Source organism: Bradyrhizobium sp. I1.14.4, assembly GCF_050435825.1.
GTDB lineage: Bacteria > Pseudomonadota > Alphaproteobacteria > Rhizobiales > Xanthobacteraceae > Bradyrhizobium.
Genome location: NZ_JBNDLA010000013.1, coordinates 112741 through 136126, shown reverse-complemented (window position 1 = coordinate 136126; position 23386 = coordinate 112741). Strand labels below are relative to the sequence as shown.

General features: G+C 63.4%; 19 protein-coding genes and 1 tRNA gene. 11 read left to right on the top strand and 9 right to left on the bottom strand.

Annotated elements, in window-relative coordinates:
• Positions 1-8 precede the first annotated feature (8 nt).
• Positions 9-1196: a tRNA epoxyqueuosine(34) reductase QueG gene (gene queG / locus ABIB78_RS24750; protein ID WP_429029202.1), complete on the bottom strand. Its 1188-nt coding sequence runs from the start codon at positions 1194-1196 to the stop codon at positions 9-11.
• Positions 1145-1837, bottom strand: a complete 693-nt coding sequence (locus ABIB78_RS24745; protein ID WP_212312627.1) for a glutathione S-transferase family protein — start codon at positions 1835-1837, stop codon at positions 1145-1147. The genes queG and ABIB78_RS24745 overlap by 52 nt, the downstream gene beginning before the upstream one ends.
• Before the next feature lie 262 nt (positions 1838-2099).
• Here ABIB78_RS24745 and ABIB78_RS24740 point away from each other — a divergent pair, with 262 nt between their 5' ends.
• Positions 2100-2906, top strand: a complete 807-nt coding sequence (locus tag ABIB78_RS24740) for an undecaprenyl-diphosphate phosphatase (RefSeq protein ID WP_429029201.1) — start codon at positions 2100-2102, stop codon at positions 2904-2906.
• 160 nt (positions 2907-3066) lie between these two features.
• On the opposite strand, the gene ABIB78_RS24735 is transcribed toward ABIB78_RS24740, so the two are convergent.
• Positions 3067-4035 carry a complex I NDUFA9 subunit family protein gene (locus tag ABIB78_RS24735; protein WP_429029200.1) on the bottom strand — a complete coding sequence of 323 codons (969 nt, stop codon included), beginning with the start codon at positions 4033-4035 and terminating at the stop codon, positions 3067-3069.
• Between the two features lie 147 nt (positions 4036-4182).
• On the opposite strand from ABIB78_RS24735, the gene ABIB78_RS24730 reads away from it, so the two are divergent.
• Positions 4183-4269: transfer RNA gene (locus tag ABIB78_RS24730), tRNA-Leu, on the top strand.
• An 87-nt stretch (positions 4270-4356) separates the two neighbouring features.
• Here the strand turns inward: ABIB78_RS24730 and ABIB78_RS24725 are convergent.
• Both ABIB78_RS24725 and ABIB78_RS24720 read right to left on the bottom strand, forming a co-directional pair.
• A complete protein-coding gene (locus ABIB78_RS24725) occupies positions 4357-4530 on the bottom strand; it encodes a hypothetical protein (RefSeq protein WP_429029199.1) in 174 nt (57 codons plus the stop codon).
• 24 nt (positions 4531-4554) lie between these two features.
• Positions 4555-5820, bottom strand: coding sequence for an MFS transporter (locus tag ABIB78_RS24720; RefSeq protein ID WP_429029198.1), 1266 nt, complete (start codon positions 5818-5820; stop codon positions 4555-4557).
• Positions 5821-6209: 389 nt separating this feature from the next.
• Here ABIB78_RS24720 and ABIB78_RS24715 point away from each other — a divergent pair, with 389 nt between their 5' ends.
• The 8 genes from ABIB78_RS24715 to ptsN all read left to right on the top strand — a co-directional run bounded on the left by ABIB78_RS24715 (position 6210) and on the right by ptsN (position 16033).
• A complete protein-coding gene (locus ABIB78_RS24715) occupies positions 6210-9038 on the top strand; it encodes an autotransporter outer membrane beta-barrel domain-containing protein (protein ID WP_429029197.1) in 2829 nt (942 codons plus the stop codon).
• A 213-nt stretch (positions 9039-9251) separates the two neighbouring features.
• Positions 9252-9866, top strand: coding sequence for a ribonuclease D (locus tag ABIB78_RS24710; RefSeq protein ID WP_429029196.1), 615 nt, complete (start codon positions 9252-9254; stop codon positions 9864-9866).
• Positions 9867-10048: 182 nt separating this feature from the next.
• The gene (gene lptC, locus ABIB78_RS24705; RefSeq protein WP_429029195.1) at positions 10049-10771 is read left to right on the top strand and encodes an LPS export ABC transporter periplasmic protein LptC; all 723 of its coding nucleotides are present in this window, start codon (positions 10049-10051) and stop codon (positions 10769-10771) included.
• Positions 10768-11493 carry an LptA/OstA family protein gene (locus tag ABIB78_RS24700; protein ID WP_429029194.1) on the top strand — a complete coding sequence of 242 codons (726 nt, stop codon included), beginning with the start codon at positions 10768-10770 and terminating at the stop codon, positions 11491-11493. Before lptC ends, ABIB78_RS24700 begins: the two co-directional genes overlap by 4 nt.
• 342 nt (positions 11494-11835) lie before the next feature.
• On the top strand, positions 11836-12810 hold the full coding sequence (gene lptB, locus ABIB78_RS24695) for an LPS export ABC transporter ATP-binding protein (RefSeq protein ID WP_429029193.1): 975 nt from the start codon (positions 11836-11838) through the stop codon (positions 12808-12810).
• A gap of 90 nt (positions 12811-12900) precedes the next feature.
• Positions 12901-14556 carry an RNA polymerase factor sigma-54 gene (rpoN, locus tag ABIB78_RS24690; RefSeq protein WP_429029192.1) on the top strand — a complete coding sequence of 552 codons (1656 nt, stop codon included), beginning with the start codon at positions 12901-12903 and terminating at the stop codon, positions 14554-14556.
• 184 nt (positions 14557-14740) lie between these two features.
• The gene (gene hpf, locus ABIB78_RS24685) at positions 14741-15340 is read left to right on the top strand and encodes a ribosome hibernation-promoting factor, HPF/YfiA family (protein ID WP_429029191.1); all 600 of its coding nucleotides are present in this window, start codon (positions 14741-14743) and stop codon (positions 15338-15340) included.
• A 231-nt stretch (positions 15341-15571) separates the two neighbouring features.
• The gene (gene ptsN, locus ABIB78_RS24680; protein WP_029082506.1) at positions 15572-16033 is read left to right on the top strand and encodes a PTS IIA-like nitrogen regulatory protein PtsN; all 462 of its coding nucleotides are present in this window, start codon (positions 15572-15574) and stop codon (positions 16031-16033) included.
• Between the two features lie 39 nt (positions 16034-16072).
• On the opposite strand, the gene ABIB78_RS24675 is transcribed toward ptsN, so the two are convergent.
• The 3 genes from ABIB78_RS24675 to ABIB78_RS24665 all read right to left on the bottom strand — a co-directional run bounded on the left by ABIB78_RS24675 (position 16073) and on the right by ABIB78_RS24665 (position 20689).
• Complete coding sequence (locus ABIB78_RS24675) at positions 16073-16909, bottom strand: GGDEF domain-containing protein (protein ID WP_429029190.1); 837 nt, start codon at positions 16907-16909, stop codon at positions 16073-16075.
• A gap of 111 nt (positions 16910-17020) precedes the next feature.
• Positions 17021-17311 (bottom strand): type IV pili methyl-accepting chemotaxis transducer N-terminal domain-containing protein, encoded by a 291-nt coding sequence (locus ABIB78_RS24670; RefSeq protein ID WP_429029189.1) that lies wholly within the window; start codon positions 17309-17311, stop codon positions 17021-17023.
• Positions 17312-17440: 129 nt separating this feature from the next.
• Positions 17441-20689 (bottom strand): ATP-binding protein, encoded by a 3249-nt coding sequence (locus tag ABIB78_RS24665; protein ID WP_429029188.1) that lies wholly within the window; start codon positions 20687-20689, stop codon positions 17441-17443.
• Between the two features lie 513 nt (positions 20690-21202).
• Between ABIB78_RS24665 and ABIB78_RS24660 the strand changes: the two genes are divergently transcribed.
• A complete protein-coding gene (locus ABIB78_RS24660) occupies positions 21203-22477 on the top strand; it encodes a GGDEF domain-containing response regulator (protein ID WP_429029187.1) in 1275 nt (424 codons plus the stop codon).
• Between the two features lie 28 nt (positions 22478-22505).
• Here ABIB78_RS24660 and ABIB78_RS24655 read toward each other — a convergent pair whose 3' ends face one another.
• Positions 22506-23111: a TetR/AcrR family transcriptional regulator gene (locus ABIB78_RS24655; protein ID WP_429029186.1), complete on the bottom strand. Its 606-nt coding sequence runs from the start codon at positions 23109-23111 to the stop codon at positions 22506-22508.
• Between the last annotated feature and the right edge of the window lie 275 nt (positions 23112-23386).

The window sequence follows — 23386 nt, the reverse complement described above, 5'->3', positions numbered from 1 at the left end:
CGCTGAAATCAAGAGGCCGCCGCGCGCCACTCCTGCTGCACGCTGACGTCGGGCTCGCCGCCGGCGCGTGACGCCAGCGCCGCGAACACGTCGCGGGCGATCAGTTGCGACAGCGCCCACACTGCGGCGCCGCGCACCAGCGGGCTTGCATCATCGAGCAGCCGCCGGGCTTCGCCGGCGAGGTTTGCATCGCCGGAATTGCCGATCGCGATCAGCACATTGCGGATGAAGCGGTCGCGGCCGATGCGCTTGACCGGTGATTTCGTGAACAGCGCGCGAAACGCGGCATCGTCGAGCCGTGCCAGCTCGCCGAGATCAGGCACGCGCAACGCATCGCGTGCGGCGAGCTTCTGCTCGCGTCCTTCCTGCGCGAACTTGTTCCACGGGCACACCGCGAGGCAATCGTCGCAGCCATAGATGCGGTTGCCGATGCTCTTGCGGAATTCATGCGGGATCGGGCCCTTGTTCTCGATCGTCAGATACGAGATGCAGCGCCGCGCATCGAGCTTGTAGGGTGCGGGAAACGCCGCCGTCGGACAGATGTCCTGACAGGCGCGACAGCTGCCGCAATGATCGGCTTCGCCGGCATCGCGCGGCAGCTCGGTGGCGGAATAGATCGCGCCGAGAAACAGCCACGAGCCGAATTCGCGCGACACCAGATTGGTGTGCTTGCCTTGCCAGCCGATGCCTGCGGCCTGCGCCAACGGCTTCTCCATCACGGCGGCGGTATCGACGAACACCTTCACCTCGTCGCCGGTCATGGCCGCGAGCCAGCGCGCCAGAATCTTCAGCCGCTTCTTGATCACGTCGTGATAGTCGTCGCCCTGCGCATAGACCGAGATCGCGCCATGCGATCGACGCGCGAGAATTTTGAGCGGATTGTCGTCGGGCCCGTAATTGACGCCGAGCATGATGATCGAGCGCACGCCACCCCACAGCACGCGCGGCTCAGTGCGCCGCTCCGGATTGGCCGCGAGCCAGTCCATGTCGCCGTAGCCGCCGGAGCCGAGGAATTCGAGGAAATATTTTCCGGCCTCGCTGGTCGCATCAGGACCGGTGAAGCCGATGGCGTCGAAGCCGAGCGCGCGCGCCTCGCGCCCAAGTGCCGCCTTGAGATCGGACGGAGAGAGCGTGGCCGCCTGGTTCAGAAGTCGAGGTCCACATAGGTCCGCGACGCCGGCACCCCTGCCAGCCATTCGCTGAGCAACGGGCGGAACGACGGGCGGGATTTCACCCGCGCGTACCACGCCTTTGCCGCGTCGTCCTCGCTCCATGGCACGTCGCCCAGATAGTCGATCGCCGAAAGATGCGCCGCGGCGGCGAGATCCGCGTAGGTCAGGCGGTCACCGGCGAGATAGTTCCGCGTCTTCGCCAGCCAGCCGATATAGCTCAGATGATAGCGCACATTGACCTTGGCGGCGCGCATGATGTCGGGCGCCGGCGGACCGCCGCCATTGTCCTCGCTCATGAAGCGCTTGTAGATCCGCTCGGTCACCAGCGGGTTGGAGGCTTCCTCGAAGAATTTTTCGTTGAACCACGCCATCAGCCGGCGCACCTCGACGCGCTCGGCCGTCGACGTCGGCAGCAGCCGACGTTCGCCGGCATCGAGGCCGTGCGTCTCGTCGACATATTCGGCGATCACAGGCGCCCCCGGGATCGGCGGAAAGCCCTCGGCGATCAGGACCGGCGTGTTTGCCGCCGGGTTGAGCGCCAGGAACGCCTCGCGCCGCTCCCAGACCCGTTCCTCCACCAGGCGCAGATCGAGGCCATACTCGCCGAGCACGAGGCGAATGAAGCGCGAATGCGGACAAAACGGATGGTGATACAGCGTATACATGAAGCCCTTGGTAGTTTCGCGGCGCTTAAGAAACCATCAACCTGTGCGACCTGACCTGTGAATTGGCCGGACCAGTTCCGCTCGTCTCTATGTCGCGTCGGCGCGCAAACCGGTAGCCACCCCCGCAGATGGTGCGGGTCACAAAAACGCTATAGCCCAGCAAATCGGCCGGGTAACCCATTGTTTGACGATTCTTTGCGATTGCGGCCTATGTGCGAATAAGCGAGAAGAATTCGGTTTTCCACACAGGGCAGATCAGATCATGATGACGGATATGCTGCGGGCGGTGATTCTCGGCATCGTCGAGGGCGTCACCGAGTTCCTGCCGGTCTCTTCGACAGGCCACCTGCTGCTCGCAAAACGGTTCTTCGGTCTCGGTGAAGGAGATTTCTGGGATAGCTTCATCGTGCTGATCCAGCTCGGCGCGATCCTCGCAATCGTCGTGATCTACTTCACCAAACTGTGGCGCGTGGCGCTCGGCATGTTCTCCAATCCCGACGACCGCCGCTTCGTGATCGGCGTGCTGGTGGCGTTCCTGCCCGCTGTGGCGATCGGCTTGTTCGCCGGCAAATATATTAAGGAAGCGCTTTTCAATCCGTGGATAGTCTGCTTCACGCTGATCGTCGGTGGCGCCGTTCTGCTCTGGATCGATCAGCTCGATCTCAAAGTGTACGAGGACGATGCGACCCGGTTCCCGCTATTGATGTATTTCTGGATCGGCGTCGCGCAGTGCCTGGCGATGATCCCCGGCGTGTCGCGCTCCGGCGCCAGCATCGTGGCCGCGATGCTGCTCGGCGCCGACAAGCGCTCGGCGGCGGAGTTCTCGTTCTTCCTCGCGATCCCGACCATGGTCGGCGCGTTCGCCTATGATTTCTACAAGAACCGCGCCGAAATGACGACCGACCATCTGAGTATCGTCGCGGTCGGCTTCGTGGTGTCGTTCATCACGGCGATGATCGTGGTGCGGGCATTCCTCAATTTCGTGACCCGCCGCGGCTTCACCTTCTTTGCCTGGTGGCGCGTGATCGTCGGCACGCTCGGCCTGATCGCGCTGGCGATGGGAAGGTAGCAACACAGCGCGGCTGTCGTCCCTGCGAAAGCAGGGACCCATAACCACAATTCTCCCAGTGGCGCAGGGCTGTAGCCACAACTCCTCACACCTCGGACATTCGTGGTTATGGCTCCCGGCTCGCGCTTCGCTTGGCCGGGACGACAAGTGGAGAGAGCGCTTACGCGCTCTTCTTCTGGAACTGCCCGGCGGCGCGGAACCGCCAGAGATATTGCGGGGCGATCGCTTCCATCGAATCGGGCGTGATGCCGAGGCCCGCGAAGGTCAGGCCGGCAGCCTTGGCGGCGTCGGACACCACATTGTCCGAGCGCAGCATCGCGACCTGGTCCGGGGTCAGCGTGAACGGCCCCGGCGCGAACTGCAGGACATACGACTGCAGCTTGGCGAGGCCGAACGGCAGCGGCACCAGCATGCGATCGCGCTGGGTGATCTTGAGGATGATCTGCATCACCTCGCGCATGGTCAGCACTTCCGGGCCGCCGAGCTCGTAAGTTCCGCCCGGGTTCGCCTTGCCGTCGACGGCATCGGCCACGGCGTCGGCGACGTCGCCGACATAGGCCGGCTGCAACCTGTTCACGCCGCCGCCGACGAGCGGCAACACGGGCGACATCCGCGCCAGCGACGCAAAGCGGTTGGTGAACTGATCCTCGGGCCCGAACAGCAGCGACGGCCGCATGATGGTGGCCTCTGGCAGGGCCGCCTGCACCGCCTTCTCGCCTTCCGCCTTGGCACGGTAATAACCCGACAACGAATCCGCGTCGGCCCCGATCGCCGAGACGTGGACCATCCGCGCGCCGGCTGTGGCCGCCGCCTTGGCGATGGTCTCGGCGCCCTTCACCTGCACGGCGTCAAAACTCTGCCCGCCGCCCTCGGCCAGAATGCCGACCAGGTTGATGGCGATATGCGAATCACGCATCGCCGCCTCGACCGAGGCCGGATAGCGCACATTGGCCTGGACCGCATGAATCTGCCCGACGCGGCCGAGCGGCTGCAGATGGCCGGCCAGTTCAGGCCGCCGCACCGCGACGCGGATGCGGTAATCGCGCTTGCACAGCGCCCGGACCACGTTCCGTCCCAGAAAACCCGATCCGCCGAAGACCGTGACGAGCGTGTCCAGGTTCGATGCCATGGGGGTGATTCCTGTGGGATTCGAGAGCTATTGACGTGGGTTAGGCGTCTGGCGATACGCCATCAGCCCAATCCTGTACAGGCTATTTGAATTTCCAATCGCGAATTTGACAAGCGCGTAACCGATCCTTACTAAGCCGCTCCACATGCCCAGGTGGCGGAATTGGTAGACGCGCTGGCTTCAGGTGCCAGTGGCTTAACGGCCGTGAAGGTTCGAGTCCTTTCCTGGGCACCACCCCCTTTTCAAGCGATTGAAATCGCTCAACATCCGCAGGGTGGGTGCGGCGAAGCCGTAACCCGCCGAGGGTGGGCAAAACGGCGATTATACCGTTGGCTCCTCCACGACCTCGCCGACTTCGAGTTCGACCAGATCTCCTTTGAGATCGACGACTGGAAAATGCCGGCCAGTGTACTTCATCAATAGCGCCCGCGTCTCCGTGTCATCCGGTAGCGCATCCGGAATCGCCACGACTTCGACGCTGTCTCCGATCTTCATTCTGGCCGCTCCCAGCGCCTGCCGTCACACCACGCGCCGTCCAGCCCGCCGCGCGATCGGCCGCTGCACGAAATACATCGCGATCAGCGAGATCATGGTTGTTGCGACGACGACATAGCCGAGCCGATCGAAATGCAGCAGCGAACCGTCCGGGTTCTCCGCGATGATCGCCGCCGCGAACACCGAGCCCAGCCCGCCCGACAGCTGCTGCACGGATGCTGAGACCGCGCTGAACGAGCCGCGCTGGCTGGCGTCGGGGATCGCCGACATCAGCGCCTGCGACGGGATCATGCGCGAGAAGATGCCGACGAACATCACCACATTGACCACGATCGCGGTCAGCAGCGAGACGTGGCCGAGATTGGTGTAGATCAGCACCATGATGACGGACACCACGCAGCCAAAGGCAAAGGTCGGATATTTGCCGAACGCATCGCTGGCGCGGCCGACCAGCGGTCCCATCAGGATGCTGAACAGGCCGGAGACGAGATAGATCGTCGGCAGATGGACGATGTCGATGCCGAGATTGTGCACGGTGAAGGCGCTGCCGAACGGCATCAGCATGAAGCCGCCGGTCGCCAGCAGCGTCGTCACCAGGAAGGCAAGCGTGTAGCGTGGTTGCGCGACGGTTGCGATCAGGTGCTGGAACGGGTTGCTGTCGTGCTGCAGCTTGAGATGCCCGTCGACCGGCTCCATCACCAGTGCGATGGTGGCGATCGCAGCGACCGACAGGCCGACGATCGCCACGAAGCAGATGTGCCAGTTCCAGTGATTGGCCAAGAAAAGTCCGGCGGGCACGCCGAGCACCTGGCTCGCGGCGAACGCGGTCTGAATGAAGCCCATCACCCGGCCGCGCAGATGCAGCGGGAACAGGTCGGTGACGATCGCGAGCACGACTGAGCCGATCACGCCGCCGAACAGGCCGGTGACGATGCGGCCGAGCAGCAGCACGTGGAAATCCTGCGCCAGCGCGCAGAGCACGGTGCCGAAGGTGAAGCCGACATAGAAGAACAGCAATAGCCGCTTGCGGTCGAAGCGATCGGCAAAGCCCGCGGCGAGGATGCCGGAAATGCCGGCTGCGAACGCGTAGGCCGAGACCGCGACGCCGAACTGCCCGGCCGTGATGTCGAGCGATGGCATCAGGATGGCGCCGAGCGGCGACATGATGATGAAGTCGAGGATCAGGGTGAATTGCGTGAACGCAAGCAGCGCGATCAGGAACGATTGATAGCGCGAAAAGCCGCGTTCCTGCGGCTCGTCGATCGGCGCGGCGATGGTCTGTTCCGACATGAGGCTCATTTCACAGAAGGGGGTGCGGGCCGGCAACAGATAGGGAGGGCGCGCAAGGATTTCATGGGGCGCAGGGGCAACAGTTCCGCCGAAATTGAACGCGTACCGGTAATGACTTGGCCGCGCACCCCACGTCGAACTCGGCGAGAAAATGGGGCAGCGGCGCATCCGACACGCCAGGGCGATTGTTTCCGGTTGTGTCGATCGATAACTGCAACGGGTGAGTGGTGTACTTCACAACCTCGCAAGCGTACGCACGTCAAGGGTGTGAATCATGCTGATGCATCTCATGGTTCCGTCTGTGGCGATCGCGCAACAAGTCGCTGCAAATCGTTTCAAGCTTGAATGGAGCGGATCAGCCGAAGCTGACAGCGGGGCGGGGGTAGCAGGTGGCGCGAGGCCGGGGGCTCGGGCTCACGCCGATGGTGGAGATGGGCATGGTTTCCTCGCGGCTCGCGGCGATCCTGTCGTGCACTCTGGGTGGCGGCTGTCTGTTGTCGGCTTCGCAAGCGTTTGCAGCGTGCGATAGTCTCGCGCCGGCGAGCGGTCAGACGGTGACTTGCTCGACGACGCCACCGAATCCCTCGACGGCAGGCGTGCAGGCCGCTGCCGGCAGCTCGAACGTCACCGTGAACGTGTTGCAAGGCGCCGGCATCACGCCCGGCGCCGGCGCGACCGCGATCGGCCTTGTCGCCGGCAGCACTGCCACCAACAACGGCACGCTGACCGTCAGCGGCGGCGGCACGGGAATCTTCGGCAGCGGCGACGGCAATGTCTTTACCAATGGTACGTCGGGCGTGATCACGACCACAGGCGCCGGCAGCAATGCGATCGCCGCCAGCAGCAACGGCAACACGCTGATCAACAACGGCACCATCACGACGCAGAACGGCACCTCGCGCGGGCTTGCCATCACCGGTCTCACGCAGCACAACAACAACACGCTGATCAACACCGGAACGATCACCACCCAGGGCCCGCAGTCACACGGCCTCTATGTGCAGACCGGCGACAGCAACACCTTCACCAATAGCGGCACCATCACCACGGCGGGGGCGGGCGCGCGTGCGATCTTCTCCGCCGGACAGTTCGTGACCATCACCAACACCGGCACGCTGCTGACAACCGGCGGCGATGCCGGCGGCACCGCCAACAACACCGTCTTCATGCAGGGCAATGCGGGCGTGCTGCGCAACAGCGGCACGATCGAGGCCCGTGGCGTCAACGCCGATGGCGTGTTCTCCAACACCGCGGGATCGTCGTTCACCGCCCGCATCGAGAACCTCGCCAGCGGCAAGATCATCAGCCAGTCCGGGCCTGCGATCCGCACGCTCAACGGCGCCACCACCATCGTCAATGCCGGTCTGATCGCCGGCAACGGCGGCACGGCGCTCGCCGGCGGCGGCGGTGCCGTGACCATGATCCTGCAAACCGGCTCGCAGATCGTTGGTCTTGCCGACGGCGGCGGCGGCAACAACCAGGTGCGGCTGCAAGGCAGCGGCACGGCCGACAATGCCTTCGCGCGATTTCAGACGCTGACGATGGAGGGAGCCGACTGGACCTGGGCCGGCACCGGCACCTTCGCCAATACCTTCATCAACAGCGGTTCGCTGACGCTGCAGACCTCGCTGACCGGCAATGTGTCGATTGCAGCCGGAACCAGCCTGCTGGCCGGCAACGGTGCGAATCCGTCGATCACGCCGTTTCCGGGCGGACCGCCGATCACCGTCACCAATGCCGGCGTGATCAACCTGACCAATGGCGGCGCCACCGCAGCGAACAGCCTGACGATTGCCGGCAACTATGTCGGCAATGGCGGGGGCCTCTATCTGCGCACCGTGCTCGGCGGCGACGGCTCGCCGTCGGATCGTCTTGTCATCTCCAGCGGCAACGCATCGGGCTCGACCGCCGTGACCGTCACCAATGCCGGTGGCGCGGGCGCGCTCACCACGGCCGACGGCATCATGGTGGTGCAGGCCGTCAATGGCGGCACCACGGCCGCAGGCGCATTCGGCCTTTCCAACGCCGTCGTGGCAGGCGCACACGAATATCTGCTGTTCCGCGGCGGCGTCTCCGCCGGCAGCGCCGACAACTGGTATCTGCGCTCGACGCTGTTGCCCGGCACAGCGTCGCCTGCGCCCCCGGCTACGCCCGCACCGGCGCCGCCTTCATCGCCCAGCGTGGTGCCGCCGCCCCCGGGGCTGCCTGCGGAGGATTTGTCGTCGCTGACGGCGCCGCCGGCGGGCGCCGCGCCAGTCCAGCTCTATCGCGAGGAAGTCGCGGTCTATTCGGCGCTGCCGCAGGTGGCGCAGAAACTCGGGCTGGCGACGCTCGGCACCTTCCATCAACGCCAGGGCGATCAGGCCTTGCTGACCAGCGGTGGCGAACAGCCAGCGGCGTGGGCGCGCGCCTATGGTTCGCACAGCTCGCAGAGCTGGGCCGGCACGGTCAGTCCCTCCTTCGACGGCACCATGGCCGGCGTACAGGTCGGCGTCGACATCCTGCGCTTCCAGTCCGCGCCCGAGCATCATGATCGCGCCGGCTTCTTCTACGCGTATGGCTGGGCCAGCGGCACCATCAACGGCTTCGCGCTCGGCATGAACAACATCCGCACCGGCACGCTTTCGATCGACAGTCAGAATATCGGCGGCTACTGGACCCATATCGGCCCGTCGGGCTGGTACGTCGACGCCGTGCTGATGGGCAGCTTCTACGGTGCAAGTCCGCAGTCGGATCGTCAGGTCGGCGCGCGGGTGTCGGGCACCGGCGTCGCAGCGTCGCTGGAAGCCGGCGTGCCGATTCCACTGAACCGCTTCCTCGCGATCGAGCCGCAGGCGCAATTGATCTGGCAGCGGCAGTCGTTCGACAGCTTCAACGACATCTTCTCCAGTGTCGCACCCGGTAGCGCCGATACGCTGACTGGCCGGCTGGGTGTGCGCGTTCCCGCGACCTTCATTGTCGGCACGGCCGAACTGCGTCCCTATCTCGAGGCCAATCTCTGGCACACCGCCGCGAACGATCGCAGCATCGCCTTCGCGACGACCGACCTGATCGGCGTGCAGAGCCGCGGCACCGCCGTCGAGATCGGTGCCGGCGTCGCCGCGCAGCTCAATCGCACGATCAGCGCCTATGCGAGCGCCGGCTACACGACCTCGGTGGACAGCCTCCATCGCGAGGACATCACCGGCCGGTTCGGCCTTCGCGTCAGCTGGCAATAACGCCGCGCGCATGGACGCGGTGGGCTACCCAAGCCATTGTCTCGGCTGCACAATAGCGCTACACCCTGAACCATCTGTGCCGGCGGAATAGAGGTGGCGTTGGGCCGTTCAGGTCTGATGCCGAGACTCAACCCAAAGCTTGATGCACGCTCGCCTGTCGGGACATTGGGCGATAGCCTGTCCCGACAGCGATTCGACGAGGTTTTTGACAGCATGACCATCCGCCTGCATCGCGGCGACCTGCCCGATCTGTCCCGCTACACCGATTCAGCGGCGATCGACACCGAGACCATGGGACTGCATCCGCATCGCGACCGGCTCTGCGTGGTGCAGATGTCGAACGGCGACGGCACCGCTGACGTGATCCAGATTCCGAAAGGGCACACCGATTCGCCGAACCTGAAGGCGCTGCTCGCCAACCCGAAGATCACCAAGATCTTCCATTTCGCACGGTTCGACGTCGCGGTGCTCTACAACACCTTCGGCGTGATGCCGGCACCGGTCTATTGCACCAAGATCGCCTCGCGCCTGTCGCGCACCTACACCGATCGCCATGGCCTGAAGGATCTGGTGCGCGAAGTTTTGAACGTCGAACTGTCGAAGCAGCAGCAGTCGAGCGACTGGGGCGCGCAAGGCCTCAGCGAGGCCCAGCTCGCCTACGCCGCTTCCGACGTGCTGCATTTGCATGCGCTGCGCGACAAGTTGAATGTGATGCTCGCGCGCGAAGGACGCACTGATCTCGCCCAGGCGTGCTTCGATTTCCTGCCGACCCGTGCCAAGCTCGATCTCGACGGCTGGGAGGCCGAGGATATTTTCGCCCATTCATGATTTCGCCCATTCATGATGGGCGCCGAATTCGTCGCGTCGGGGGCGGTTCCGCCCCGTTTCGGCCAAACTGTTCACGCGTGGTCCGGGTTGAAGTCGGCTTGGGGGGCGCGACGCGAGGTCCGGGCTGCATATTTGGGCGGCTCCGGCTAGAATAGGGGCAATTTCGCGCCTCTGGAGCTCAGGTGAATTCGGTTCAGAATCCAGCCTATGTCACGGGCCTCGAGGCGCGCTTTGCCGCCGCCGCGCGGCACAGCCGCATGGTGCGGATCATGCGCGTCGCCGTGCCTGCGGTGGTTGGGCTGGCGATGGCCTCGATCATCTTCGTCTCGGTCTACAATCCATTCCGCGAATTGATCCCCAAGCTGCCGGTCGAGATGGATAATCTCGTGGTGTCAGGCACCAGGATCACGATGGAATCGCCGCATATCGCCGGCTTCTCGGCCGACGGACGGCCTTACGAAATGTGGGCCAAGGCGGCGATCCAGGACGTCACCGATCCTGACCATGTCGAGCTGAAGACGATTCGCGCCAAGGTGGCGCAGCAGGATCAGTCGACCGTGACGATGGATGCGCGCACCGGCTTCTTCGACAACAAGAAGCAGTTGCTCGACCTGCGCCAGGATATCTTCCTGCAGTCGTCCACCGGCTATGAAGCCAAGCTGACGCAGGCCTTCGTCGACATCAACAAGGGCAACGTGTCGTCGGACGAGCACGTCGACGTCAAGCTGCTCGACGGCACGCTGACCGCCGACAGGCTCAGGATCTACAACAGCGGCGAGCTCGTGCGGTTCGAAGGCAATGTCGTGATGAATCTCGACAAGCTCGGCGACAACAATGCGAGCCCGCCCGCCGAGCCCGCTCCACCGCCGCCACCGAAGGCGCGCAAATCCGCTAACCCGAAATGATTTTAATGATGAGACGTTTTCCGTACGGCATGGCGATTGCGGCCCTTCTGATCGCGCTGTTCGCGGCGAGTGCTGCGAACGCGCAGGGCTCGATGAGCGGCGTTCCCAACGCCATGCAGGGCTTTTCGCAGAACCGTGACCAGCCGATCCAGATCGAGGCGGCCTCGCTCGAGATGCGCGACAAGAAGAAGGAGGCGACCTTCGCCGGCAATGTGAAGGTCGTGCAGGGCGACACCACCATGACGTCGAAGACGCTGGTGGTGTTCTACGAGGATAAGTCGACCCAGACGCCGGCGCCTGCTCCGACCGGCACCAAGGGTGCGGCCGCCAAAGGCGCGCCGATGCAATCGGCGACGCCCGGCCCTGGCGGCGCGTCCTCGATCAAGCGGCTGGAGGCGAAGGGCAATGTCGTCGTGACCCAGAAGGACCAGGTCGTCACCGGCGAGACCGCCATCTTCGACACCAAGACCAACCTGATCACCATGCTCGGCGGCGGCGGCGGCCAGGTGGTGCTGACCCAGTGCCAGAACGTGCTGCGTGGCGACCGCCTGCTGGTCGACATGACCACCGGCGTCTCGCGCGTGGAATCCGACAACGGCAAGGTGCAGGGCCTGTTCATCCAGTCGCAGGGCGGACAGAACGGCAAATGCGGGACTCCGGTCGCTCCAGGGTCGGCCCCGGCCCCGTCGCCACTTCAGCTCATTCCGGGAAAGCCCAAGTAAGCTTCACGTAAGGGCGAGTAAAATCAACCGGTTAGATAATATTTTGCGGCCGCGAGGTTGAAGCGTGCGGGGCAAGACTGTATCTACTGCAGCGGCCCGGCCGAACGATGCGCCTCGAGGGGGAATATGTTGGCCGGGACAGGGGCATCCATTCATTCAAGGCGCGGGTGATCGCGCTTTGCCGTGTTGTTTGAGCATGATCTCCGCGCAAACGCGTCCGCATTTGTCGCGAGGGAAAGCCGATATCCGGTTTTCCGGTTCATGCTTGCGGGTTCGCATGCGAATCGATCGGTCCGCAGGCAAAGTCGCGGGATCACCGTGAAAGGCTGAAGCGAAGCGGGGATGGTGGATTTTCTCGGCATGTTCCGGCGGCGCCCTGCGAAACGCAGTTCCGGCTTTGCGCGCTCGCATGACGACATCACGGCGCTCGACGACCAGTTCGGCGAGATGCTGACGAGCGCGGTGCGCGACGCGCCGCCGATGGCGCGCGCCGCCCCCGTTCCGGGCGTCGAGCTGCCGCAGCCGGCTCCCGCGCCGGCGCGGGCGAGGCCTGCCAGGAACAAGGCTGCGGCTGCGCCGCAGCTCATCAAGCGGCCGGGCTATCTTGCTGTGCATAGCGTGGAAAAGAGTTTTGGCAGCCGCCAGGTCGTGCGCGGCGTCAGCATCTATGTGCGCCGCGGCGAGGCGGTCGGCCTGCTCGGGCCCAACGGCGCCGGCAAGACCACCGTGTTCTACATGATCACCGGCCTGATCAAAGCCGATCGCGGTGCGATCGAGCTCGATGGCCACGACGTCACCAAGCTGCCGATGTATCAGCGCGCGCGCCTCGGCATCGGCTATCTGCCCCAGGAAGCCTCGATCTTCCGCGGCCTGACGGTCGAGCAGAACATCCGCGCCGTGCTCGAGGTCGTCGAGCCCTCGAAGAAGAAGCGCGAGCACGAGCTGGATTCGCTGCTCGACGAGTTCAACATCACGCGGCTGCGCAAGAGCCCGTCGATCGCACTGTCCGGCGGCGAGCGCCGCCGCGTCGAGATTGCGCGCGCGCTGGCGACGCGCCCCAATTACATGCTGCTCGACGAACCGTTCGCCGGCATCGATCCGATTGCGGTCGGTGACATCCAGGATCTCGTGCGCCATCTCACCAACCGCGGCATCGGCGTGCTCATCACCGACCACAATGTCCGCGAAACGCTCGGCCTGACCGACCGCGCCTACATCGTTTATGCCGGTGAGATCTTGACTGAGGGAAGCCCGGAGGAGATCGTTAATGATCCCGACGTACGTCGGCTTTACCTTGGCGAGGAATTCCGCCTGTAGCCCCAAAATTGCATCCGTCAAGCCGTATACAAGCTTCACGGACTAAGCTAAGCAAGAATCGAGCCAACTTTTAAGGTCGATCTTGCCTCCATGGCACTGACGCAAAGACTAGAGTTCCGCCAGTCGCAGTCGCTGGTGATGACGCCGCAGCTGATGCAGGCGATCAAGCTGCTGCAACTGTCGAACCTGGATCTGTCGGCCTTTGTCGAAGAAGAGCTGGAGCGCAACCCGCTGCTCGAGCGGGCAGCCGACGGGCCGGAGACGCCGGTGGCGGGCGAGCCGGCGATGGAGCGGCCGGACTACGGCGATTCCGATGCCTCCGGCAGCTACGGGGACGAGGGTGGCGCGTCCGATATGGCCGCAGGTTCGGGCGGCGAGGCCGCTTTCGAACCCGGCCAGGAGGAATGGCTGAACCGCGACCTCGGCACCCGCGCCGAGATCGAGCAGACGCTCGATACAGGCCTCGACAACGTGTTTTCCGAGGAGCCCGCCGAAGCGGCCGCGCGCGCCGCGCAGGACGCGCCGCCATCCGTCTACACCGAATGGGGCGGCGGCGCCTCCAGCGACGACGCGTACAATCTCGAAGCGTTCGTGGCCGCCGAGCTGACGCTCGCCGACCACCTCGCCGAACAGCTCGCGGTGGCGTTCTCGGCCCCGGCGCAACGCATGATCGGGCAGTATCTGATCGACCTGGTCGACGACGCCGGCTACCTGCCGGCCGATCTCGGCCAGGCCGCCGAGCGGCTCGGTGCGTCGCAGCAAGCGGTCGACGAGGTCGTCGATGTGCTGCAGAAATTCGATCCGCCGGGCGTGTGCGCGCGAAACCTGAGCGAGTGCCTGGCGATCCAGCTGCGCGAGCTCGATCGCTACGATCCGGCGATGCAGGCGCTGGTCGAGCATCTCGATCTGCTTGCCAAGCGCGACATCGCGGCGTTGCGAAAGCTGTGCAGCGTCGACGACGAAGACATCACCGACATGATCGCGGAGATCCGCCGGCTTGATCCGAAGCCCGGCCTGAAATTCGGCACCGCGCGGACGCAAACCATGGTGCCCGACGTCTACGTGCGTCCCGGTCCCGACGGCGGTTGGCATGTCGAGCTCAACAGCGACACTCTGCCGCGCGTCCTGGTCAACCAGACCTATTACTCTGAGCTGTCGAAGACGATCCGCAAGGACGGTGACAAGTCGTACTTCACCGACTGCCTGCAGAACGCGACCTGGCTGGTGCGCGCACTCGATCAGCGCGCCCGCACCATCCTGAAGGTCGCGACCGAAATCGTCCGCCAGCAGGACGGTTTCTTCACCTATGGCGTCGCGCATCTGCGGCCGCTCAATCTGAAAGCGGTGGCGGATGCGATCCAGATGCACGAATCGACGGTGTCGCGCGTAACAGCCAACAAATACATGGCGACCAATCGCGGCAGTTTTGAATTGAAGTATTTTTTCACCGCGTCGATCGCGTCCGCCGACGGCGGAGAGGCGCATTCGGCCGAAGCGGTGCGTCACCATATCAAGCAATTGATCGACGGCGAGGCGCCGTCGGCGATCCTGTCCGACGACACGATCGTGGAACGTTTGCGCGCTTCGGGCATTGATATCGCCCGCCGCACCGTTGCGAAGTACCGTGAGGCGATGCGGATACCATCCTCGGTGCAGCGCCGCCGTGACAAACAGAGCATGCTTGGTAATGCCCTTTCGGCTCCTGCCTCCTCGTCCGACCGATCGCGCGATACGGCCCCCGCTTAGGTTACTTTTTGAGCATGACCCCGTCCGAGTACGGAGCGGGCCAAGCGCTCGTTGCGTTCGCGTCAAATCGCGATAGTCTCAATCTTTCCTGGTGAAGCGTCGTCCAGAAGGGGAGGTAACCGGAAGCCAGCAAGCACCATGCTCCTGCAAGAGTGATCGAGGCATCCAGCAATTGAGGCATCAAATGACCCTTCGAATCTCGGGAAAGAGCATCAGCATCGGCGAGGCGCTTCGGGCGCGCGTCAGCGAGCGCACCGACGAGGTCCTGCGAAAGTATTTTGATGGCAACTATTCCGGTCACATCACACTAAGCAAGGATGGCTTCGGCTTCCGAACCGACTGCGCGCTGCATCTGGATTCCGGCATCACGCTGGAAGCCGAATCCAACGCCACCGACGCCTATGCGAGCGCGGATGCCGCGCTTCTGATGATCGAGAAGCGCCTGCGCCGCTACAAGAGCCGGCTCAAGGACCGCTCGGCCCGCAAGACCTACGCCGCGAACGCTGCGCTTGCCGAATTGAACGGCGTCGGGCTCGACGCGCCGAGCTACGTCATCGAGGCGCCCGAGAACGAGGACGAAGTCACCGAATACAGCCCCGTGATCATTGCCGAGGCAACTACCGCGCTGAAGCGGCTGTCGGTCAGCGAGGCCGTGATGGAGCTCGATCTGACCGGCGCCTCCTGCCTGGTGTTCCAGCATGGCGGCAGCGGCCGGTTGAACATCATTTACCGCCGTACGGACGGCAATGTCGGCTGGGTCGATCCGCCGGCGGTGAGCCCCTGAGGATAGTTGGCAGATGGCATTGACGTCCGAAGCCAGCCCTGCTTATGGTCCGCCGCCTCCAGGAACAAGGGGGCGGAACAGGGTTCGCAGGTGTTGGCACCGCCGATACGTTGGAGTAGAAGCCCTGCCAACCGGACCCGGGCTAAGCCCGCATCCCACCTCATCTTCTTGACGCCGCCGCTGTAAAGCCTATTTCGCAACCTGACGGTTCATTCACCTCGGAACGTCCCAATGCCGATTACCGATCTGGTCGCACCCGAGGCGATTCTCCCGGCTTTGAAAGTCATCAGCAAGAAGCAGGCGCTGCAGGAACTCGCCGCGCGCGCTTCGGCTTTGACCGGGCAGAACGAACGCGCGGTCTTTGAGGTGCTGCTGCAGCGCGAGAAGCTCGGCACCACGGCGGTCGGCTATGGCGTCGCCATTCCGCACGGCAAGCTGCCCAAGCTGGAAAAGCTGTTCGGCTTCTTCGCCCGCCTCGAGCGCCCGATCGATTTCGAGGCGATGGACGGCCAGCCGGTCGACCTGATCTTCCTGTTGCTGGCACCCGAAGGCGCCGGCGCCGATCACCTCAAGGCGCTGGCGCGGATCGCCCGCCTGCTGCGCGATCAGGATGTTGCCAAGAAGCTGCGTGCCTCGCGCGACGCACAGGCGATCTACTCGGTGCTCGCCCTGCCGCCGGCCAGCGCGGCGTAACACGGGTTCTGGCCACCTGCCGCGAGAGTTTTGGGCCGGCTACGACGCGGACGCCAGCGCGTCGCCGCGTTCAACGGCAGGGCCATCCGGGGAGCCCGGCGACAGACCCTGCGCCGCGTCGATGCTTGGTTCAGTGCTGACGATCACGCAGTTTCTGCCAGCTGCCTTGGCTTGATAGAGTGCGCGGTCAGCGCGGTCCATTGCCGGCTTCAGCGCTGTCGCCTGACGCATGAACAGAGCGATGCCGATGCTCACGCTAAACCTGACACTCGCCGCTTCCAGAGGCAGGCTTAGCAAAGCGATGTCCTGCCGAATTCGCTCTGCGGCAATCTCGGCGCCCGCCAGGTCCGTCTCGGCTAGAATAACGGCGAACTCTTCGCCACCGATGCGTCCGAGAATGTCCGAGGGACGAATATGCGCTTGAAGGTGAGCCACGAGTTCCCTCAGCACGGCGTCGCCGCCGCTGTGACCGTAGGTGTCATTGATCGATTTGAAGCGATCGATGTCGATCATGAGGATCGACGTTGCCCTGTCGTAGCGCCTGGCACGTTCCAGCTCTGCCAGACCGCGTTCGGTAAAGCTGCGCCGGTTCAATCCGCCCGTCAGCGGGTCCGTCGTCGCCATGCGAACCAATTCCCTTGTGTATCGCACGATGCGAGCCACCATCGGACGGAATATTCCAAGGGCTTCCGCCAGCAGAGTGATGAGAACCACGACAAGCGAGCCGATCTGGATTCGCGCAAGAGTCTCAAGCTGCCGCTCGCTGGTCTGCTGGTGAGCGCTGACGACCTCGTTGAGCTTTGCCAGCAGCGGCGATCTTGCGGCCGCGAACAGCCGGCCGAGCGCAGGGTTCGATCTCAGTTCGTCAGGCTTCATGGCCGCCAACGTCCGGGCATCCGCAACATAGGCGCGAACGAATTCGTCCAGCGAGGGAGAGCCGGTGAAATAGAGGTCGTATAGTTTGGTCGATGTCGGTGCTGGCAGCTTTTAGGCGTCGTCTCCGCTACGAAGCCGCTGGTGCGCGGCCTCGAACTGATCGATCGCCGCCGCCAGATCGGTTCGCGCGGTGACATCGCCGAGCGCATATTGCGCGGCCAGGCTCGAAATCCTCTGCGACAACATGCGCTGCCGTCCACTGACGTTGACGACCGAAGCTGCGCCTTCGTGCGCTCTTAACACGCCGTTCAAGGTCCAGTGCGAGGCGAATGTCATGCTGGCGATCACGCACAAAGCGATCGTATAGGCAGCGGTAAGAGACCGGGCGGAAAGGTTGTTCATCTCGCAAGCCTCGTTGCAAGCCGCACACTACGGGCCTTGTTCTGCAATGGTTACAGGCCTGCCTGTGAAGCGTCGAAGACAATTTTCGCACGGTTAACGAGCGATGAAGGACGAGAGCGCGGGAGAAGATCAAGCGCTTCTCGCAGCGGTCTCCGGGAACGCCGAGCGGGATGCGATTTCCGACAACGCGGCCTTGCAAGCCACTTGCGTGGCAGCGAGGATTCTCGCCAGGTCAGGCGAGTTGTCGTGAACGGCGGCTTCGAGTTCTGCACACGTGCCTGAAAGCGCGGTGAAGCCAAGCATTCCGGCCGAGGAAGTCAACTTGTGGGCCTCCCGCGCGACTTCCGCCCACTGCTCGTCGGTTTCGGGATTGTCGGGAAACTGGTTCGCCAACCGGGTGCGCAATTTGCCGAGCAGTTCGTTGACTTTTTGGTTTCCCAGCAGATCGGACACCGCGGCGAAAGCTTCGGCGTCCAGCACCACAGCCGAATGGCCCGGATCCGGCTGCGCTGCAAGAGCGGGGGACATTCTCTGCGAGACAGCCCGGTCTACTGCCGCAAGCAGTTCATCCCGCCTGAGCGGCTTGCCGACGTGTCCGTTCATGCCGGCGGCACGAAACGATTCGATTTGCTGAGGGAGCACATTTGCGGTCATCGCGACGATCGGGACTTGCCCCGCCAGTTCGCCAAGCGAACGAATGTGCTTCGTTGCCGTTACGCCATCCATGCCGGCCATTTGAATGTCCATCAGCACGACGTCGTATGTGCAAGCCTCGACGGCCGAGATCGCCTCAGACCCATCCGACACCACATCGACATGGTGTCCCGAGGCTGCGAGCATCGACCGAACGATTTCCTGATTCACGTCCAGATCCTCGACAACGAGGATGCGACAAGGCCGCATAACGGGCGACCGGCCTTGACGGGGAGCGCGCGCCGCGCCGACCCCAGTGGCGGGCGAAAGGGGTACGGCAAACCAGAAGATCGAGCCCTTTCCGACAGTGCTTTCGACCCCGATTTCGCCGCCCATCAGCCCGATGAGACGCTTGCAAATCGCAAGCCCCAACCCTGTCCCGCCATATTCGCGGCTGGTCGAGCCGTCGACCTGGCTGAACCTTTGAAACAGGCGATGCAGCTTGTCGTCCGGAATGCCAATGCCGGTGTCGGACACGGTAAACCGCAGTCGTTCTCCGTCGCTCCGAGATTCGATGTGTTCGACCGTAAGCGCCACATGACCTGACGGGGTGAACTTGATTGCGTTGTTGAGCAGGTTGAGCAGCACCTGCCGCAGCCGGCTTTCATCCCCGCAGACAAATTGGGGGATACGTCGGTCCGTCTCGACGGTCAGCTCAAGGTGCTTCTTGGATGCGGCGTCTCGCAGGACCGATATGCTGCCGTCGATCAGCGACGTCAGCGAGAATTCGGTCGACACCAGCTCGAGCTTGCCTTCCTCGATCTTGGAGAAATCGAGAACATCATTGACCGCCGTCAGCAGAAACGCGCCGGCTGTCTGAATAAGCCCAACCTGTCGCCGCACTTCCGGATCGAGGTCGTTCCGATCAAGAATGATATCGGCGAAACCAAGCACGCTGTTGAGCGGTGTGCGCAATTCATGACTCATGGTGGCCAAAAACTGTCCCTGAGCCGCGGCCGCTTGTTCGGCGAGCTTTCGTGCTGCAATCGCTTCGTCTTCCGCAGCCTTGCGGGCGGACACATCCCTCAGGGCGCCCAGGATTCCGCCTGGCCGGCCATCCTGGTCACGCACCAGGCGCAGTTCGGCCTCGACCCACACCCAGTGCCCGTCGCGGTGCCGGATGCGGTTCGTGACCGACGCTCGTTCCCGGCCATTCAGGACAGCCTGATAGGTTTCCTCGACGTCCTGGGCGTCGTCGGGGTGGATCATATTGAGCGGCTTGCGATCGATGAGTTCTTCGGCCGCGTAGCCGAGTATCTCGTAGCTGGCGGGCGAGACATATCGACGGATGAGGTCGAGGTCGAGGCGGAAGATCATGTCGGTGGAACTGTCGGCGAGAAGCCGATACCGCGTTTCGCTGTCCTTCAGCGCCGCTTCCGCCGCGCGTTGCGCCGTGACGTCGGTATAGGTTCGAACCACGCCACCGTTGGCAAACGGGACCGTCTGGATCTCGAGGATCGTGCCGTTCGGACGTTTTCTCTCATAGACGTTGCGCGATTCGCTGAAGATCCGTGGCAGAAGCCGCCTCTTGACGTCCTCCGGAAGATTGGCGAACTCGCCCTGCCTGGTTTGATACGCGATCAGGTCGTCCGCGTTCGGATTCGAGCCCATGAGACTGGGTGGCAGATCGAGCAGCTCCATCGCGCGGCGATTGCAAACCGGCAGCGTACCTTTGTTGTCGACGACGATCAGGCCCTGTTCCATGTTCTCGAGCGCCGCCTGAAGCAACGCAGCCTGCCGCGCGATTGCGCGGTCCTGCCTCAGCAGGTGCGCACCCCCCAACACCACAAGCACGATCAGCGCTGTCGCTACCGGGGCAATGGCGCGAACGTGCTCGTATACCGGACCCAACGCGAGCGTTCGGGCCGAGGTGACGATCAGGACCAGAGGAAAGCCCGGAACGGCCTTGAATGCGATCAGCCGACTGATCCCGTCGATCTGGCTAACGGCCGCGATCGTGCCCGAATCCATCTTCGACAGATATTTCAGAATCGGGCTGTCGCTCTTGAACGATGTCTGCATCGCGATGTCGACGAAAGGCTCTCTCGTCAGGACGACACCGTCGCGGTCCATGAGCACGACCGAGCCGTTGCTTTCCGGCTTGAGCGCCTTGAAGACGGGAGCGAAATACGACAGGTCGAGCGTGGTGGATATGATACCGGCGAAGCTGCCATCGGCATTGCTCAACCGCCTCGAGACCGAGGTGCTCCATTGGCCGGTCTCAACCGAGCGGATGGGCCGATCGATCAGGAAGCGTTCGCCCTTCCCGTTGCGTTGCGCTTCGAAATACGGCCTGCCGGCAAGGCTCGGGCGTGCCGGATCGCCGTCAAAGGAGTGGACAAGGACGTCGCCTTCGGCGTTGGTCCATTCGATCCCCGTCACCAGCGGATTACTGCTCCGCAACAACCGTAGCGCGCGGTACGCCATTGCCATGGGATAAAGACCCGCCGAGGAGTTGGTGCGAACCAGCTCCGCTGCGGTCAAGGTACGGTCCAGAGCCTCGAAGGTGCTGCTCGCCTGTTCGGCCAGCACGTCCGCAAGCCGCGCATTCGATCGCTCGGCATCGGTGATCGCGGATGAATAGCGGCTATGCAGATCACCGAGGAATAGCAGGATGCCAATGGTGACGAGGCCGATCAGCGCCGGCAAACCGTAGCGCGTGCGATCGTTCAGTTTCCGATGCATCATACTTCACCGCATCTTTGCGTCGTCGGAGGCCAGCCCGATCCCGGGGCCGTGATGCCACAGCGGACCGGGCTGTCGCCGAACACGGTCAGCTTGATCGTGCTGGATTTCATGTCACGCTTGAGACCGGCTCTCGTGAACGGTGACGTTTTCGAGCCCGGCCTTTGTCGGTCCGTCTGGCAGTTCTCTCGGAAATCTTGCCACTGCGTCGTTAAGGAATGCCATCGATTGGCTGCCCTTGCGTCGGGATGAGCCGGCGCGAAGCGTCAGCTGCGCAATGGAATGACGTTTCATCAATCATTAACCACGTCGCGATCGTAGTGGGCGGCTCGTAGATCATTCCTAACCATCACCTGCGAGGAGAGTTGATGCGACGGAGCTGTGCCTGCTGCGCGGCGCCGGTCTAGCGGTTCAGGGACTCCAGACCAGACGCCGGGAATTCCAGTTTAGCGCCGGAGAACGCCCCGCAGCTGATCCTAAGCAAGAACGAGAATCATATAAAAAAGTACCGACATGAGCACTCCCTCGCACGAGCATCTCGGCATAGCCCTCGTAGATGACGATGACGTCTACAGGAGCTACCTGTCGGCGCTCGTATCGAAGAACACCAGTTTTGCCGTCTTCGAAGCATCCTCGGGGGAAGAGCTGTGTCGAATTCTCGACAGCCAGAGAATCGATTGCATCATCCTCGACTACAATCTCGGAACCGAAAGCGGCTTCGCCGTCAGGGATCGCCTGGGCGAACGCTACCACGCTGTTCCACCGATCGTCATGCTGACGGGAGACGGCCGCGAAAGCACCGTCATCAAGGCTCTTCGCCTTGGCTTCAACGACTATCTGGCAAAGCGCGAGTTGACCCCAGGTGCCTTGATCTCCGCGATCGGCCGCGTCGTGCAACGGGACCGGGATGAACAGCGAGCAAAAGCCGAACATGAGCGTCTTGCCAACATGTCCGGCGTGGATCTTGTCACCGGGCTGATCGGGCGAGCGAAGCTCGACGGGCGGCTCGCGCAACTCGCGGCAATGGGCCACGGCGCCCGATCGGCATACGCGTTCATTCTCGTCGAAATGAATGAGCTGCATACCGTCAACGAGAGTTTTGGGCTGAAAGCCGGCGATCAGGCGCTGCGAGCTTTCGGGGAACGGCTGTCGAAGGCCGCCAGGTCGAGCGATATCTGTGGGCGCTATTCCGGAAGCAGCTTTCTGATTGTTATCGATGTGAGATCGGATCCTGGCCAGCTCCAGAGCTTCTGCGAGAGATTGGCCGGCGAGCTTGCTTTCCGAATCGATCTGAATACGGCGAGTCTTGATTTGTCCGCGTGCATCGGTGCGACATTGGGCGCCGAAAGTGCGAGCGGCGGCACGGCCGGTGCGGATTTGATAAGACCTGCGCAAGACGCGCTGAACGCCGCCAGAGCGGCCGGATCAAGGTTCAAGATATCGGACCGGCGATCGTCCGCACCGTCGTCTGGCAATGCAACGTCGACGGAGCCAGTCCCGGCAGACGCCGGCGTTCGTCCGGCCGCAGATCAGTTACGAATGTCGGATCGCCGACGGGAGCCGCGCCAAAGGGTTTTCAAGCGCGGACAAATCTTCCTTGCGGGTTTGGGGGCGACGATCGACTGCACCGTGAGGAATCAGTCCAGGCACGGAGCGGGAATTCGCATCGACGCGCCGTTCGCGGTCCCGAAGGAGTTCGAGCTCCTGATCACCGGAGAGGGCGTCAGGAAACGGGTTCAGGTCCGATGGCAGATCGGTACCGATCTCGGCGTCGAGTATATCGCCTGACGAGCGGGCCGGGGGCCTCGCAAACGTTTCAGCAGATTGTCGGCAGCAGGCGGCGGACTTCGTCGAGCAGATCTGGGATTGCCTTCTCGTCATTGGCGAGGTGCCTGAGCAGTGCGCTCTGGAACAGGCCGTCGAACAGCGCGTAGAGCGCCGCCGGAGACGAGGCCGGCTTCCTGTTGCCGAGTTCGGCGTAGCGCGTGGCGATGCGCCAGATCATCGCTTCCAGGCTCTTGTCGATCTCGAGCACGTCCTTGCGAAACGCGGCCTCGAACATCGCCTGCGAACGCAGATCGTACCAAAGCCGATGCATGCGTGCTTCGTTCTCGAGCGTCGCGGCGAGCTTGGCGAGGAAGCCTTCGGTCAATTCGTCGCGGCTTCGTGCTGTCGTCACCACCTCGTCGTATCGCGTCACGCATTTCGCCTTGTAGTGACGGACGCAGCAGCAGATCAGGTCGAGCTTGTCGCTGAAGTAGTAATGAAACACGCCGTGCGTGAAAGCGGAGTTCTGTGCGATCTCGCGCAGGCTGGTGCGCGCGAAGCCGAGCTCGCCAAGCGTTTCCAGCGCGGCTTCCGCAAGCTCGACGCGCCGTGCGTTGAACTTCTCGTCGCGCAGCGCCTCGGCCGCCACAGCCACGCGTTGGGCCGCTCCTGTCGCTTGCCGCGCCATCTCGTGCCTTTCCTCTACTTCTTCTGTCAGCGACTTATACCGCGGCGACCGCGAAGCGCTCCATCCTTTCACAATCACTCTCTTTGACGCTTGTCAAATTCACGCTTGACAAGTGTCAAGTTCTTGGACGAGGGTTGACGAAATAATTTGGACAACCGTCAAGACGGCTGACCAATCGACAAGCAGGAGGAAATGCCCGCCGGGGCGCGCCAGCGCTGCGCCCTGCCGACGCCGGCTGCGAC